This window comes from Caldicellulosiruptoraceae bacterium PP1 (assembly GCA_041320695.1).
Lineage (GTDB): Bacteria > Bacillota > Thermoanaerobacteria > Caldicellulosiruptorales > Caldicellulosiruptoraceae > JBGGOQ01.
Window position 1 is genome coordinate 230,139 of the sequence record JBGGOQ010000001.1, and the last position, 16,195, is coordinate 246,333.

At 27.9% G+C, this 16,195-nt stretch carries 13 protein-coding genes; all 13 read left to right on the forward strand.

Annotation, left to right across the window (positions count from 1 at the left end):
- The first annotated feature begins 183 nt into the window (after window positions 1-183).
- Window positions 184-1,995 (forward strand): L-fucose isomerase, encoded by a 1,812-nt coding sequence (locus ACAG39_01130; GenBank protein ID MEZ0535830.1) that lies wholly within the window; start codon window positions 184-186, stop codon window positions 1,993-1,995.
- Window positions 1,996-2,162: 167 nt separating this feature from the next.
- The gene (gene nadA, locus ACAG39_01135; GenBank protein ID MEZ0535831.1) at window positions 2,163-3,065 is read left to right on the forward strand and encodes a quinolinate synthase NadA; all 903 of its coding nucleotides are present in this window, start codon (window positions 2,163-2,165) and stop codon (window positions 3,063-3,065) included.
- Between the two features lie 16 nt (window positions 3,066-3,081).
- Window positions 3,082-4,704: an L-aspartate oxidase gene (nadB, locus tag ACAG39_01140; GenBank protein MEZ0535832.1), complete on the forward strand. Its 1,623-nt coding sequence runs from the start codon at window positions 3,082-3,084 to the stop codon at window positions 4,702-4,704.
- Complete coding sequence (nadC, locus tag ACAG39_01145) at window positions 4,698-5,537, forward strand: carboxylating nicotinate-nucleotide diphosphorylase (GenBank protein MEZ0535833.1); 840 nt, start codon at window positions 4,698-4,700, stop codon at window positions 5,535-5,537. The genes nadB and nadC overlap by 7 nt, the downstream gene beginning before the upstream one ends.
- Window positions 5,538-5,540: 3 nt before the next feature.
- The gene (locus tag ACAG39_01150; protein ID MEZ0535834.1) at window positions 5,541-7,481 is read left to right on the forward strand and encodes a molybdopterin-dependent oxidoreductase; all 1,941 of its coding nucleotides are present in this window, start codon (window positions 5,541-5,543) and stop codon (window positions 7,479-7,481) included.
- A complete protein-coding gene (locus tag ACAG39_01155; protein MEZ0535835.1) occupies window positions 7,478-8,062 on the forward strand; it encodes a molybdenum cofactor guanylyltransferase in 585 nt (194 codons plus the stop codon). The genes ACAG39_01150 and ACAG39_01155 overlap by 4 nt, the downstream gene beginning before the upstream one ends.
- Window positions 8,046-8,630: an NUDIX hydrolase gene (locus tag ACAG39_01160; protein ID MEZ0535836.1), complete on the forward strand. Its 585-nt coding sequence runs from the start codon at window positions 8,046-8,048 to the stop codon at window positions 8,628-8,630. Before ACAG39_01155 ends, ACAG39_01160 begins: the two co-directional genes overlap by 17 nt.
- Before the next feature lie 16 nt (window positions 8,631-8,646).
- Complete coding sequence (locus tag ACAG39_01165; GenBank protein ID MEZ0535837.1) at window positions 8,647-9,819, forward strand: class I SAM-dependent rRNA methyltransferase; 1,173 nt, start codon at window positions 8,647-8,649, stop codon at window positions 9,817-9,819.
- An 18-nt stretch (window positions 9,820-9,837) separates the two neighbouring features.
- On the forward strand, window positions 9,838-11,214 hold the full coding sequence (locus ACAG39_01170; protein ID MEZ0535838.1) for an NOL1/NOP2/sun family putative RNA methylase: 1,377 nt from the start codon (window positions 9,838-9,840) through the stop codon (window positions 11,212-11,214).
- The gene (locus ACAG39_01175) at window positions 11,215-11,910 is read left to right on the forward strand and encodes a pseudouridine synthase (protein ID MEZ0535839.1); all 696 of its coding nucleotides are present in this window, start codon (window positions 11,215-11,217) and stop codon (window positions 11,908-11,910) included. It abuts the gene before it with no gap.
- A gap of 126 nt (window positions 11,911-12,036) precedes the next feature.
- Window positions 12,037-12,390 (forward strand): Asp23/Gls24 family envelope stress response protein, encoded by a 354-nt coding sequence (locus tag ACAG39_01180; protein MEZ0535840.1) that lies wholly within the window; start codon window positions 12,037-12,039, stop codon window positions 12,388-12,390.
- Window positions 12,391-12,404: 14 nt separating this feature from the next.
- Window positions 12,405-14,051 (forward strand): DAK2 domain-containing protein, encoded by a 1,647-nt coding sequence (locus ACAG39_01185; GenBank protein MEZ0535841.1) that lies wholly within the window; start codon window positions 12,405-12,407, stop codon window positions 14,049-14,051.
- Window positions 14,052-14,056: 5 nt separating this feature from the next.
- Window positions 14,057-16,099 carry an ATP-dependent DNA helicase RecG gene (gene recG / locus ACAG39_01190; protein ID MEZ0535842.1) on the forward strand — a complete coding sequence of 681 codons (2,043 nt, stop codon included), beginning with the start codon at window positions 14,057-14,059 and terminating at the stop codon, window positions 16,097-16,099.
- The last annotated feature ends 96 nt before the right edge of the window (window positions 16,100-16,195 follow it).

Below are 16,195 nucleotides of genomic sequence, written 5' to 3' on the forward strand. Positions count from 1 at the left end.
TACCCCTTTACTTATTATTGCTATTTTTCTTATTATAGCATATAAACATATATTCTTCAAACAATTGTTTCTATATTTATTTATTGCTTAAGATTATTAATTAAGTTTATGTGAATTTATAAATATGGTATAATATAGAAAATATAAATTGTATAAACCTTTAATATTTAGAGGAGGAAAAAAATGAAAATAACTAATTTCAATCAAAAGCGACTAATCGGAAGACTACCTAAAATTGGTATAAGACCTGTTATTGATGGAAGAAGGAATGGTGTTAGAGAATCACTTGAAAATCAAACAATGCAAATGGCAAAATCTGTTTCAGAGTTTTTATCTTCAAACTTAAGATATCCTAATGGCGAAAAGGTTGAATGTGTAATTTCTGATACAACAATTGGAGGATTTGCTGAAGCATCAAAAGCACAAGAAAAATTTGAAAAAGAGGGTGTAGGATTAAGTATTACTGTAACACCATGTTGGTGCTATGGATCTGAAACAATTGATATGGATCCGTTTACCCCAAAAGCTATATGGGGATTTAATGGAACCGAAAGACCAGGTGCTGTTTATTTAGCAGCTGCATTAGCTGCACATAATCAAAAAGGAATACCTGCTTTTGGTATATATGGTCATGATGTTCAAGATGCCTCAAGTAATTCAATTCCTGAAGATGTTAAGCAGAAATTAATTAAGTTTGCTAAAGCTGGATTGGCAGTTGCTCTGATGAAAAATAAATCTTATCTATCAATAGGAAGTGTATCAATGGGAATTGCAGGATCAATGGTTGACCCAAGCTTTTTCGAAGATTATCTTGGAATGAGAGTAGAGTACATAGATATGTCAGAGATAATAAGACGTATTGACGAGGAAATATATGATAAAGAAGAATTTGAGAGAGCTAAAAAATGGGTAAAACAATACTGTAAAGAAGGTATTGATAATAATCCTGAACATTTAAAGTATACAGAAGAAAAAAAAGAAAAAGATTGGGATTTTGTAATAAAAATGACTCAAATATTTCGTGATTTAATGATAGGCAACCCCAAATTAGCTGAGTTAGGATTTATTGAAGAATCAGAAGGACACAATGCAATAGCTGCTGGATTTCAAGGCCAACGTCAGTGGACTGATCATTTTCCAAATGGAGATTTTTCTGAAGCAATCCTTAATTCATCTTTTGATTGGAATGGAATAAGACAGCCATTTATTTTTGCTACTGAAAATGATTGTTTAAATGCTGTGTCTATGTTGTTTGGATATCTGCTAACAAATAGATCACAAATATTTGCAGATGTTAGGACTTTTTGGAGTTTTGAAGCAGTGAAAAGAGTAACAGGAAAAGAGCTTCAAGGTATTGCTAAATATGGTGTTATTCATCTGATAAATTCTGGATCAGCATCACTTGATGGAACAGGTCAGCAAATGGATGATAATGGTAATCCAGTTATGAAACCATATTGGGAGATTACAGATGAAGATGTTAAAAGATGTTTAGATGCAACGCAATGGTGTCCAGCAAATAGGGGTTATTTTAGAGGTGGCGGATTTTCATCTCATTTTGTGACAAGAGGTGGTATGCCAATGACAATGATTAGGCTAAACATAATCAAAGGGTTAGGACCAGTATTGCAAATTGCAGAAGGATATTCAATTGAATTAGAAGAGGATGTTCATGAAGTTTTGAATAATAGAACTGATCCTACATGGCCAACTACTTGGTTTGTTCCAAAATTAACTGGTAAAGGTGCTTTTACAGATGTATATTCAGTGATGAACAATTGGGGTGCTAATCATTGTGCATTAAGTTATGGACATATTGGTTCAGAACTTATAACATTAGCCTCAATTTTGAGAATCCCTGTTGCAATGCATAATGTTGACGAAAATAGAATATTTAGGCCAAGTGTATGGGGTGCCTTTGGAACCAATGAGTTAGAAGGTGCAGACTATCGAGCATGTATGACATATGGACCTTTATATGGTAAATGTAAGTAATAATAAGGGGCTGTCAATCTATTTCTGATAGCCCCTTTATATTGTTAATTTTATCACAAAATAATTCAATCATTGATTAATTAAAATTACTTATTAATTTAATTATTGAATTAACTAAAATTAAATGATATATTTTATATTAAATTTTATAAAAGTGAGTGGTTATTATGGATTTAATTAATGAAATAAATGAATTGAAAAAAGAAAAAGGTGCACTTATTATAGCACATAATTATCAAGTTGATGAAATACAAGAAATAGCTGACTTTGTTGGTGATTCATATTATCTTAGTAAGGTGGTTTCTGAGAGGGATGAGCAATTTATTGTTTTTTGTGGAGTACATTTTATGGCTGAAAGTGCAAAAATACTTTCACCTGAGAAAAGGGTATTTATACCTGAAATTGATGCAGGTTGTCCATTAGCTGATATGATAAAACCTGAGGATATTGATGAACTTAAGGGAAAATACCCAGATTATAGTATTGTAAGCTATATAAATTCGCCTGCATCAGTGAAAGCAAAAAGTGATGTTATATGCACATCATCTAATGCAATCAAAATAGTTAAAAATTTTCCTAATGATAAGATTATATTCTTACCTGATAGAAATTTAGGAAGGCACGTAAAGAAACATGTTCCAGAGAAAGACATAGTAGTGTGGGAAGGATTTTGTATTACTCATTATAAAATAACAAAACAAGATGTTGAAAATGCTAAAAGATTATACCCGAATGCAAAGATTCTTGTTCATCCTGAATGTCGCGAAGAAGTTATCGAATTAGCTGATTTTGTAGGAAGTACAAAACAAATAATTGATTATGCAACACAATCTAATGAAAATGAGTTCATCATCGGAACTGAAATGGGTGTTATGCATAGCTTGAAAAAACAAAATCCAAATAAGAAATTTTATATTCTCCATCCAGGTATGATTTGTCCAAATATGAAAAAGAATAGATTATCGTCAGTGAGAAATTCTCTTCTTTATGAGCAATATGAAATATTTCTCGATGATGAAACAATAAAAAATGCTCAAAAAGCCTTGAAATTAATGTTAGAGTTGAGCTAAATTGGAGATGAATATTATGATAGAATTTAAATCATTTTTAATTGATTTTTATGCAAATGAAATTGAAAAACTTTATTTTGATGTTGTTGTTATTGGAACTGGTGTTGCAGGTCTATATACTTCTATAAACCTTGATCAAAAAATGAAAATAGCTCTTGTTACTAAAGAAAATATTACGAAAAGTAATACAAGCCTTGCACAAGGTGGAATAGCAGCTTCAATAAGTGAAGAAGATAGCCCTGATATTCATTTGGTTGATACCCTCAAAGCTGGTGCTGGACTATGCGATGAAAAAATGGTTCAAATTTTAGTAAACGAAGCTGTTGATAACATAAAAAATCTTATTTCCATGAAAATACCTTTTGATTTGGACGAAGAAGGAGAAATTGTTCTTGGGAAAGAAGGAGCACATAGTAGAAAAAGAATTGTTCATGCTAGTGGAGATGCAACTGGGAGAATAATCTCCGAACATTTATCCCAAATGGTTATAAGCAAAGAAAATATTAAAATTTTTGAAAATGCATTTTTAATTGATATTTTAACAAAAGATGATAAAGCAGTAGGTGTTTTATTAAAAATTAATTCCTCACTTCTACTGATATTTGCTAAGAATATAATTCTTGCTTCAGGCGGTTATGGATATATTTACAAAAGAACTACAAACCCAGAAGTAACAACTGGTGATGGAATTGCAGCAGCTTTACGTGCAGGGTGCAAAATATCAGATATTGAATTTATACAGTTTCATCCTACTGTTTTACATCATCCACAAAATCAAAGTTTTTTAATTTCAGAAGCTGTTAGAGGAGAAGGAGCAATACTTAAAAATATCTATGGTGAAAGATTTATGCAAAAGTATAATCAGCTACAAGAATTAGCTCCAAGAGATATAGTATCAAGGTCAATCTTCTATGAAATGCAAAAAACTGACTCTGACCATGTTTTTTTAGATATTACATTTAAAGATAAAGAATTTTTACAAAAAAGATTTCCAAATATATACAAACAATTATTGTCTCTTGGACTTGATTTATCTAAAGACTTAATTCCAGTTTCTCCTGCTCAGCATTATTGTATGGGTGGTATATTAACAGATCAGTTTGGTAGAACAAATATCAGAAATTTATTTTCATGTGGAGAATCGTCATGTACTAGAGTACATGGTGCGAACAGATTAGCTTCTAATTCACTTTTAGAAGGAATAGTTTTTGGTAGAAGAATTGCTCAATTTATAAATGAAAATGATCCTATTGAAATGACTACTGATTTTGATTATAGGTTGCAAAATAAAAACATAGATTACATTGAAAAGTTAGATATTAAAAAAGAGATAGATGAATTAAGAACTTTAATGAATAGTTATGCAGGAATAATTAAAGATAAGGAAGGTCTTTGTAAACTAAAAACTTTTATAATATCTAAATTAGAATTATTTAATACAAAAATATTAACATCTAAAAACCATTTTGAGTATTATAATATGTTAATGATATCATATTTTGTTTCCTTAGCTTCATTAACTAGATTAGAAAGTCGAGGCTCTCATTTTAGAAACGACTATCCAAATACAGATGATAGCAATTGGAAAAAACATATTGTATTTACTAAAACTACAATGGAGGTAGAAGATCAATGTTAAACTTTTTAGTAATAGACAAGGTACTTACTGACGCACTTATAGAAGATATGCCTTTTGGAGATATTACTACAGATATTATGATTCCAGAACATAGTAAGTCGGCAGCTTTTCTTAAAGCCAAAGAAGATGGTGTTTTATGCGGTATTGATGTTGCAAAAAGGGTATTTGAACTTGTATCAAAGAATATTGAATTTTTAAAATACAAAGAAGATGGAGATGCCATTAAAAAAGGTGAAATTATAGCAAAAATATTTGGTAATACAAGAGGGATTCTAAAGGGTGAAAGAGTGGCACTTAATTTTTTACAGAGAATGAGTGGTATTGCAACTATAACAAATATATACGCTGAAAAGATTAAAGATTATAAAGCAAGTGTTACAGATACAAGAAAGACTTTACCTTTGCTAAGAATGCTTGATAAATATGCTGTATTTGTTGGCGGTGCTAAAAATCACAGATACTGCTTATCTGATGCCGTTTTAATAAAAGACAATCATATTGCTGCTGTTGGGAATATTACAAAAGCAATAAAACTTGCTAAAAATAAGATACCACATACAATGAAAATTGAAATCGAAGTAAGGGATCTTAAACAATTTGAAGAAGCACTATTAGCTGGTGCAGATATTATTATGCTTGACCATATGAATATTGAGGATATGAAGAAGGCTTGTGAAATAGCAGATGGCAAAGTTTTAGTAGAAGCATCAGGTAATGTAACTCTTGATAATATTGAAGATATTGCTAAAACTGGAGTAGATATTATATCTGTTGGGGCAATAACTCATTCAGCAAAAAGTTTAGATATAAGCCTTGATTTTTTGGAGGAATAATCTATGAAAATAACAAGTTGTCCACTTGATTGTTTTGATGCTTGTTCAATAAATGCTGAAATAATTGATAATAAAATAACTAAACTTTATGGTAATAAAGAACATCCAATAACTGATGGTTTTTTATGTAGAAAAGGATACAAACTATTAAAAAATGTATATTCAGAAGAGAGAATAAAAGCTCCATTAATTAGGCACAAAAATGATTTTCATCAAATTTCTTGGAATGAGGCTATTGACCTTATAGCTGAACAAATAGAATCTTCGATTAAAAGATATACTTCTTCTTCACTGCTTTATTGTTCAGGTGATGGTTATGAAGGATTTTTAAAAAACGTTGAAAAGTTATTTTTCGATTATTTAGGTGGTGCTACATATTCGAAAGGAAGTCTTTGCTGGGGAGCTGGGCTTTTAGCACAAAATATTGATTTTGGTAATTCACTTTCTCATAATCCATTTGATCTTTTTAATTCTAAAACAGTAGTTCTTTGGGGTAGAAACATAAAGTGGACAAACTTGCATTTATATTATTTAATTAGAAAAGTTAAAAAACTTGGTATTAAAGTTGTTACAATAGATGTATATAATTCACCTTCAATGGATATTGCAGATGAAAAAATAATTATTAAACCTGCAAGTGATTCATTTTTTGCTTATGGAATCATAAAATATTTAATTGAGAATGATTTAATCAATTATAATTTCATTAATAATTTCTCAATTGGATTTGATAAAATAAAAGAAACTGCAAAAAATATATCTTTCGATCAGATTACGCAAAATACAGGGACAACATACCATGATATTGAAAAAATAGCATTAATTTATTGTAATAGACCTGTAGCTACTTTTATTGGATACGGTCCACAAAGATATTTAAATGGAGTAAATACTATAAGAACTATTGACTATGTTATTGCTGTTTCTGGTAACATCGGAATAAAAGGTGGAGGAGCAAATTATGCAAATAGATATAGTAAAGATATCTTCTCAGATATTTTTGAAAAGCCTTGTTTAAGAATTAATGAAAGATTTTATGTTTCTGGTAAGCTGGCTCACTTTCTTAATGAGGTAGAAAATCCACCTATAGAATTTATATATATTTCTGGCTCTAATCCAGTATCTCAATCACCTGATTCAGATTTGCTATTTAACCAATTAAGAAAAAGATTTGTAGTACATGTTGATATAAAGCTTAATGCAACTTCTATGGCTTCTACAATAATATTACCTGCGTGTACTTTTGCCGAAAAGCAGGATATATTTATTACTAATATGTGGCATGATTATATATCAATTAGTGAAAAATTAATTGAACCTTTATTTGAATCAAAATCTGAAGTTGATATAATAAATTTATTAGCAAAAAGGTTGAGTGTGAAAGAATTTCCTATAAGAACTCAACAAGAATGGATAAATATACTAAAGTCACGATTAAATGATAAGCAGGTTTTAGAATTGGAAACAAAAGGATTTACAAGGGGTACAAAAATAGATATTCCATGGGCTGATTATATTTTTAATACCCCAAGCAAAAAATTTGAATTTAATAGTGAAGAATATGGTTATGCAATTCCAAAATTAGATATTATAGATAATAATAAAAAAAGTTTTAGAGTAATAACAATCCATCCAAAAGATAGACTACATTCACAAAGTTTTATTGAAAAAAATGAAATTGAAATATTACTTAATTTAAATGATGCTAAAAAACTAAAATTAGATAATAATGACCATATCTTGTTATATAACAAAAATGGCAGTATAACTGGAAAAGTTAAGATTTGCTCTCATGTTCCCCAAGGGACTGTAATATTAGAAGAAGGTTTTCAAGATTTAGATATTAATGTTTTAAATTCAATATCTGATACAATTACATCAGAATATGATAAGCAAGCAGCTTTTAACTCAAATTTTGTTTTTATAAAAAAGGTAGAAAAATGATTAAAAATCTTTATGTTCTGGGCGGAGGACTTTCAAAGAGATTTAAAAAAGATAAGCTTCTAATTAAATTCAAAAATAAGTTTTTAATTGATATATTATTTGATGAAATTGGAAGTTTATTTGATAATCATTATTTAGTATTAGATCAATTTAAAAACTTTCAAAATTCAAAATTTAATTTGCTACAAGATATATATAATATAAAGACACCATTAAATGGTATTATAACTTCATTACAATCATCAAATACAGATAAGAATTTTATCTGTGCCTGTGATATGCCATTTATAAAAAAAGAGGTTGTTGAATATTTACTGTCATTTGACGGCTATGATGTAGTTGTGCCTTATGATGGACAGTATTTTGAACCACTTTGTAGTGTATACTCAAAGAGTTTTTTGCAACTAGCTAAAAAATGCATACATGATGGTATTTTTTCAATAAATAAATGTATTTTATTTTCAGATAATATTAAAACAGTTCCTTTTAATGATCTTAAAATATATGATGATAAATTAATATCTTTTTTTAATATTAACTCAATTGATGATCTAAAGGAGATTGATGGATTTGAATATTGAAATGTTAGAAAAAATGTTTGATTTAAAAGAAATTGATATTGATAATAATATAATATTAAAAGAGGTAAATATTAATATAACTTCAGAAGAATTTTATGATTATTTAAATTCAAAAATAGGTGTTGATAGATTAGGCGAGGTTGTATTTGCTTTTCTTAATAATAACAAAATACTTTTAGTAAGACAAGATGAATATCCAGAGGGTATATATAGAATTCCATCTGGTGGAATTGGTATAAATGAAAAGGTTTTACATGCATTAAAAAGGGAAGTTATAGAAGAATTGGGTTATAATATAAAAAAATATAAGTTTATTGGAGCAATTAAGTATAATCTTATTTATATAAATAATTATTTAACATTCTATTCATTTGTTTTTTTAATTGAAGATTTTGTTAAAGATAATAATGCAGAAATAGATGGAGAAATTTCAGAGGTATATTTTGCTAATATGAATGAAATTAATAATTATTTATTTAAAATAAAAGAGCAAAAAGGTTTTTGGGGAGATTGGGGAAAATTAAGATATGAAAGTACATTCATAGTTTATGAATATCTAAATAAATAGTTTGAGGTGTTTTATTGTGGCTGATGTTTTTTTAGAAAAAGGGAAAGGTTTACGTGTAGAATTAGGTCATCCTTGGGTTTATAAGAATGAAATCAAAAAGATAAAAGGTCAATTTGAAGATGGAGATATTGTTGATGTATATAATTTTAAAAAAAAATTTATTGGAAAAGGTTTTATAAATACTAAATCTCAAATTACTGTAAGAATTATTTCAAGAAACAAAAATGAAATTATTGATAAAAATTTCTTCAGAGAAAGAGTAAAAACAGCTATTGATCTTAGAAAAAGCTTAGGACTTAAAACAAACTGTAGACTTATATTTGCCGAAGCTGATTTTTTGCCAGGTCTTATTGTTGATAGCTTTAATGATGTATTAGTTATGCAAGTTTTATCACTTGGAATGGAAAAAGTTAAAGGACATATTATAAATGCATTGATTGAAGAAGTATCTCCAACAGCAATTTATGAAAGAAATGATGTTAAAGTTAGAGAATTAGAAGGACTATCACAGAATGTTGGATTTGTATATGGTAATTCACCTACAAAGTTAATTATTAAAGAAAATGATGTAAATATTATAGTTGATATTGAAAATGGGCAAAAAACTGGCTATTTTTTTGATCAGAGAGATAATAGATTAGCACTAAAAAATTATGTATATGAAGCTTATGTCTTGGATTGTTTTTGCCATACAGGATCTTTTGCATTAAATGCTGCTAAATTTGGAGCTAAAAAAGTTATAGGTGTTGATATATCAGAGATTGCAATAAACCAATCAATTGAAAATGCAAAATTGAATAATCTTGATGATAAATGTGAATTTATAGAAGCGAATGTTTTTGATTATTTAAAAGAACTTGATGAAAAGAAAGAAAAATTTGATGTAATAATTTTGGATCCACCTGCATTTGCAAAAAATATGGCTGCTATAGAAGGAGCAAAAAGAGGCTATAAAGAAATTAATTTAAGAGCAATGAAGCTTTTGAAAAAAGGTGGTTTTTTAGTTACTTGTTCATGTTCACATTATATGAAACCAGACTTGTTTATGGATGTAATAAAGTCGGCTGCTTTTGATTGTAAAAAGAATTTAAAACTTATTGAATATAGATATCAAGCAAAAGATCATCCTTACCTTATTGGATATGATGAATCCTTATATCTTAAGTGCTATATTTTTCAGGTTTTATAATTTAAGGAGGTTTATTTTTTGAACTTACCGGAATCTTACAAAAATACAATGATAAAATTATTAGGAAGAGAAGATGCTCAAAAAGTATTTGAACTCTTTTCTAAAGATAGCTATAAAGGATTTAGAATTAATACTTATAAGATATCAGCAGATGAGTTTCTGAAAAAAATGGATAGAGATTTTGAAAAAGTTCCGTGGTGCCAAGATGGATACTTTTATAACCATTCTGAGATAAAACTAAGTAAGCATGCATATTATTTTGCTGGACTTATATATATACAAGAACCTTCAGCCATGTTTGCAGTAGAAGCTTTAAATCCTCAAAGAGGAGAGAAGGTACTCGATCTTTGTGCTTCTCCAGGTGGAAAGTCAGTTCAGATTGCAGCCAGAATTGGTAAAGAAGGTTTTCTTGTTTCAAATGACATAAAACCTATTCGAATAAAACCATTAGTTAAAAATATAGAATCATTAGGTATTACAAATACCGTTATATTGAATAACTCTCCAAAAGAGATAGCCGATAATTTTGGGACATATTTTGATAAAATTCTAGTTGATGCACCTTGTTCAGGACAAGGCATGTTTAGAAAAGATCCAAGTAGTTTGAAAAGTTGGACAGATAGACAAATAATAGTTTGTTCAAATATGCAAAGACAGATACTAACTGAAGTAGATAAACTATTAAAAGTAGGTGGTGAATTAGTTTATTCAACTTGTACTTTTACTATAGAAGAAAATGAAGAAATGCTTTCATGGTTTTTGAAAAAAAATCCTAATTATGAGGTATGTGAGATAGATGGCTTTGATGGTTTTGAAAAAGGGTATATTAATTCGGACGGAATAGATGCAAGGCTTAATAAAGCTGTGCGAATTTATCCTCACAAAGTAAAAGGTGAGGGGCATTTTGTATGTAAATTAAAGAAAATAAATGAAAGTGGCAAAGAAGAATACAAAGATTTTTCTATTCAATCAAATTTAAATAAAAATGAGAAACAAATTATTAAGAATTTTGTTGATAGATATTTAGTAAATTTTGAAATTGATTACAACATGATATATAAAAAATCTGACAAAGTATTTTTAGCAAATTCAATTCAATACGGAAATATAATACCAATAAGAAATATGCTTTATTTGGGTGAGCTATATAAAGATAGATTTTATCCATCAGAGCATTTAGCAATTTCACTTAGAAAAGAGAATTTTTCCCAAGTAGTTGACCTTGAAAAAGATGATTTTAGACTTCAAAGATACCTAAAAGGTGAAACAATTGAAAATAATGAGGGCTATAAAGGGTTTACTATATTTTGTGTAGATGGTTATACGCTAGGTTGGGCAAAAGCTGAAGGAGAAATTTATAAAAACTTTTATCCTAAAGGATGGAGATTAGAATAAATGAGACTTGATAAATTTCTTGCTAATTCTGGTATTGGAACAAGAAGTGAAGTAAAAAAAATAATAAAAAATGGCCTTGTCAAAGTAAATGGAATAGTTGTATTAGATTCCGATTACAAAATTGACGAAAATATTGATATAATTGAAGTTTCAGAGAATACAATAAATTTCAAAAAAGACATTTATTTAATGTTAAACAAGCCAAAAGGTGTGATTTGCTCAACCGAAAGTAGTTCAAGAAATGTTTTTAATTTATTAGATTCATCATATATTCATAAAAAAGTCCATACTGTTGGTAGACTGGATAAAGATACAGAAGGATTACTAATTATAACAAATAATGGTGAATATACTCACAATGTAATTTCACCAAAAAAACAAATAGAAAAAGAATATTATGTAGAACTATTATATGATATTGATATAGAAAAAATAAAAGAATTTGAGAAAGGTGTTATTTTAGATGATGGATATAAAACCTTACCAGCAAAATATGAAATAATTGATAATAATAAAGTAAATCTTATTATAACAGAAGGGAAATTTCATCAAGTAAAAAGAATGTTTATTGCTATTGGTAATCAAGTAACTTATCTAAAAAGAATTAGAATTGGATCTCTACAATTAGATAATAGCTTAAAATTAGGTGAATATAAAGAGATAAATGAAGAACAAGCTTTTCTTGTTTTTAAATAGAGCTATATATTTAAAATAATAAAATATATATGATATCTTTAATTTTATGGTATAATCTTTTAATGTGTTATTTAAAATGGGTATTTAATATATTAAGATATATAAAATAATTTAGGAGAGGTTTGTATGAGCGCTTTTTACGAAACTGAATTAGGTAAAATTGAGATATCAAACGAATGTATTGCTAAAATTATTGGAATTAGCAGTATGGAGAACTATGGCGTTGTTGGTATGGCATCAAAAAGCATGACTGATGGAATTGTCAATTTATTAGGAATGGAAAACTTACAAAGAGGTATTAAAGTTACTTCTAATGAAGGCTTTATTAATGCTGATATTCACATTGTAGTAGAATATGGGACAAGAATACCTGTAATTGCCGAAAACATCAAGGAGCGAGTTACTTTTGCTATTGAAAAATTAACTGGATTGAAAGCAGGACAAATTAACGTTTTCATTGACGGTATTAGGATAAATTAGGAGGAATAATTGTTATGAAACTCATTAATGCTGAATTACTCAAGAATATGTTAAAAGCATCAAATAATTATTTAAAAGCTAATGTTGAAAAAGTTAATGCATTAAATGTTTTTCCTGTTCCAGATGGTGATACAGGTACTAATATGTCATACACTTTATCTGCCGCTGTAAAAGAGATAAACGGAAATAATTTTTCAAATGTTTCGGAATTAGCTCAAAAAGCATCATTTGGTAGTTTAAAAGGTGCACGCGGCAATTCTGGAGTTATTTTATCTCAATTGATAAGAGGCTTTGCTAAACAACTAAAAGATTGCAAAGATCTAGATACTGAAACATTTGTGAAGGCATTAACCTCTGCTACTGAAAGTGCTTATAGAGCTGTTATGAAGCCTACCGAAGGAACAATACTTACAGTTGCAAGAGGGATTGCAGAAGATGCAAATAATTACTTTAATAGCAACAAAGATATAGAAATAGAGGAATTACTAGAAGTTTGCATAAAAAGCGGAAGAAAATGGCTAAATAAAACCCCAGATTTATTACCGGTATTAAAAGAAGCAAATGTTGTAGATGCAGGTGGTATGGGGTTATTAATAATTTTTGAAGGTGCTTATAGTTATCTTGTAGAAGGTAAACTTTTTGAAGATTATCAAGAAACTGAAATAATTGAAACCTCAAAAAAAGATTATATACAAAATTTTGATATCAATTTTACTTATTGTACAGAGTTTTTTATAAATGGACTTAAAAAAAATATTGAAAAAGAATTTAAAGAATACCTTGAAAATATTGGTGATTCAATCATTGTTATTCAAGAAGGCGAATTATTAAAAACTCACGTCCATACAAACTATCCAGGAAAGGTACTTGATATGGCTTTAAAATATGGAGAACTTACCAATATAAAAATTGATAATATGAAATACCAGCATAATGAAGTAATATCAGCACTTGAAAATAATTATAATATTAAAGAAGAAGAAAAAATAACTAAAAAATATGGATTTATAGCTGTATCTGCTGGAGAGGGATTCAGCGAGATTTTAAAAGGTTTAGGTGTAGATATTATTATTGAAGGCGGTCAAACAATGAATCCAAGTACCGAGGATTTTATAAATGCAATAAAAAGCCTTCCAGCAGAAAATATTTTTATTTTTCCAAATAATAAAAATATAATATTAGCAGCTGAACAATCTATTAAAATGATTAACACTATTAAGAATATTCATATTTTTAAAACGAAAAATATTCCTCAATGTATATCTGCTCTAATAAAATTTGATATCAATGCTAATTTAGGTGAAAATATAAATATTATGAATGAAGCCATAGATGGTGTTGTATCTGCTGAAATAACTTATGCTGTTAGAAGTACTAAATTAAATGGGTTTGATATAAAAGAAGGAGACATAATAGGGATTATACAGAAAGAAATTGTATCAACAGGTAATAATATTTATGATGTATTATTAGACACTTCCAAAAAAATAATTGAAAATAATCAAACGAAACTACTAAGTATTTATTATGGCACAGGCGTAGAAGAGGAAATATTAAATAATTATGTTTCAAAAATAAATGAAATATATCCTGATATAGATGTAGAAGTTTATCCAAGTGGTAATGAGATATATTACTTTGTAATAGCAAGTGAGAAGTGATATAAATGCCTCTTCAACTTAATAAAGAAATACGTTATGTAAAAGGTGTTGGAGAAAAAAGAGAAAAATTATTTAATAAACTGAATATTTATACATTAGAAGATTTATTATTATATTTCCCAAAAAAATATCTTGATCTTGGTTCATTAAAAAAAATATCAGAATTACAGATTGATAAATATGAGTCTTTTTTAGGTGAAGTAACAGAATATATAGAAGAAAAAAAGATAAATAAATTAACAATTATAAAAATTTATGTAAAAGATGAAACTGGAATTATTGAAACTGTATGGTTTAATCAAAGTTATATTAAGAATATTTTAAAACCTAAAGAAATATTTAGCTTTTCAGGTAAAATAGAAAAAGGTTATAGATTTCTTCAAATAAAAAATCCTGAATTCGAAAAATATGATAATACACTGATACATACTGCAAGAATTGTACCAATATATGGATTATGCGAAAATCTTTCTCAAAAAGTAATAAGGAATATTATTTATAATATCTTAGAGCAAAACCAATTAAAATTTGAGGATAATATTCCGATTGTTATTAGGGAAAAATATAATTTAAGTGAAGTGAATTTTGCTCTTAAAAATATACATTTTCCTGATAATAATAATTCGCTTGAAATTGCTAAAAAACGATTTAAATTTGAAGAATTTTATTTTTTTCAGCTTGCATTATTATTTCTAAAAAAAGATATAGAACAAATTGAAGCTATTTCAATAAATAATGTATCAGAAAACTTTGAAAAATTTAAAAAATTGTTAACATTTAACCTCACTAATGCTCAAGAAAGAGCAATTAAAGAAATATTAGATGATCTTCAATCAACTAAGCAAATGAATAGATTGATTCAAGGAGATGTTGGATGCGGGAAAACTGTTGTAGCCTTTGCAGCAGCATTTGTTACTATAAAAGATAAATTTCAGGTAGCTTTAATGGCTCCAACAGAGGTTTTAGCTTATCAACATTACCTTGAAGCACAAAAATTATTTAATGATAATATAAAAATTTGTTTTCTGAGTGGATCAACAAGTAAAAAACAGAAAGTAATTTTACTTGAAAAAATAAGCAATGGTGAAATTGATTTAGTAATAGGAACACATGCTATCATTCAAGAGTCTATAAATTTTAAAAATCTTGGTTTAGTCATTACTGATGAACAGCATAGATTTGGAGTTAGACAAAGAATAGAACTAACAAAAAAAGGTAATTCTCCTAATATCTTAGTAATGACAGCCACTCCTATACCTAGAACATTAAGCCTTGTTATGTACGGTGATTTAGATATATCTGTAATTGATGAACTTCCTCCAGGTAGAAAAAAAATACTTACTTATGCCGTTGATGAAACATTTAGAAAACGAATAAATAACTTTATAAAGAAACAGATTTTAGAAGGACGTCAAGTATATTGGATTTGTCCATTAATTGAAGAATCTGAAAATCTTGATGCTAAATCAGCAATTGAATTTTCAAAAAAGTTAAAAGAAGGCGAATTTAAAGAATTTAATATCAAATGTTTGCATGGAAGGTTAAGTGCTAAAGATCGTGATAAAATATTGCAAGAATTTAGAGATGGACTAATTAATATATTAGTTTCAACAACAGTTGTAGAGGTTGGTGTTAATGTTCCTAATGCTACTGTTATTGTAATAGAAAATGCTGAAAGGTTTGGATTGGCTCAGTTACATCAATTAAGAGGAAGAGTTGGAAGAGGAGATTTTCAATCTTACTGTATTTTAATTAATAACAGTAGTTCTGAAATTTCAAGAAAGAGAATGAAAATTATGCAACAAAGCACAAATGGATTTGAAGTTGCTGAGATGGACCTAAAAATTAGAGGTCCAGGTGATTTTTTTGGTGATAAACAACATGGAATTATGAACTTTAAGATTGTTAATATTTTTGAAGATATTGATATTCTAAAATTGGCTAGGCAAGCAGCAATAGATACAATTAGGTTAGAGCTTTTAGATGAAAAGATTATAACATTAATAAAAAAGAAATATATAGAAAAATTAGACAATATTGGATTGTAACCCCCTTTAGTAAATTATTCTTGTTATAATTAATTTAATAATGAGCATATTAATTATTGAAATAAGAAATTAATTATTATAAAAAGGGGGTTAAAT